General features: G+C 33.3%; 2 protein-coding genes. Both read left to right on the top strand.

Going from position 1 to position 1,032, the window contains the following annotated elements:
• The first annotated feature begins 167 nt into the window (after positions 1-167).
• Entirely contained in the window at positions 168-581 is a 414-nt protein-coding gene (locus tag PL9631_RS00010; protein WP_083615998.1) for a RusA family crossover junction endodeoxyribonuclease, read from the top strand.
• 260 nt (positions 582-841) lie between these two features.
• The coding region (locus PL9631_RS26570; RefSeq protein ID WP_407947564.1) for a thermonuclease family protein at positions 842-1,032 on the top strand (191 nt) is incomplete at its 3' end.

Genomic DNA, 1,032 nt, shown 5'->3' with positions numbered 1-1,032 from the left:
ATTGTTTTGAAGAAAGTGGGAAGTTAACTTTTAGTTCTGGTTATGATGATTTACTTGAGGATTTTATCGAGAACTTCATGCAGCTTTACCCACATTATTTTGAAAATAATAATCCCGTCTTTTCTTTAGTAGTTTGTTCGATTATTGATTTAGGGTTGTAGAGAATTATGATAGAAAAACTAATCTTTCCATTGCCACCAAGTTTGAATAAAATAATAGCATCAGCCAGAAGTAATCCGTATAAATCAGCAGCAGACAAGAAGGCTTGGACAGAAGATTGTGAGGCAATTTGTTTGGGAAAAACTCAATTTCATAGTAAAGTTTGGTTAGAGGTCTATTGGTACTTAAAAAGACAAATTGACCCAGCAGATAATTTGCCAGCAACCTTAAAACCGATATTGGACGGCATGGTACGGGCGGAAATAATTGTTGATGATTCAATGCGGATTATTCAACCCCCGATAGTTACTTGGTTTAAGGTTCATAAGGGAGAAAGTTATGTTAAAGTTCTGGTTTCGGACGCTCCAATTTATTTAGGTGAACCTGTTAAACTCCCATCAATAGTAGCTTTACAGGATTAATAATATTATGATGATTTCTGAAAACTCAAGAATCAGATTCTATCTTCTTAATGGGAATATTGTTGTTGCTGAGGAAACATTTACTATTAGTGACCTCAAAAATTATTATCAACAGGAACATCAAAAGAGTCGTAGAGATAGAGAGATATTTATTAATTTATGTCTCTACGTTTGGTCAAGTTCCTATCAAGGTTGGAAAGTCGCAACATTCGATATAGAATAAAAATATCGCATTATTTTTGAAAAATATTGAGGTTTTTATGGTACTAATTCCCGTAAGGATTCATTCAATTATTGATGCAGACACCATCAGGATAATTCATCGAAAAGGAGTAATTAATTCAAGATGTCGATGGATTGATTGCCCCGAAAAAGGAACCAAGTGGGGAGAAGAAGCTAAGAAATACTTAGAAGATTTGATATTTTCTAATAAGGAATTGTTTTTTATTGA

It is taken from the genome of Planktothrix paucivesiculata PCC 9631, from assembly GCF_900009265.2.
In the GTDB taxonomy this organism is placed as follows: domain Bacteria; phylum Cyanobacteriota; class Cyanobacteriia; order Cyanobacteriales; family Microcoleaceae; genus Planktothrix; species Planktothrix paucivesiculata.
Note: the sequence above shows the minus strand (reverse complement) of the source record. Positions and strands in the feature narration are given on the sequence as shown.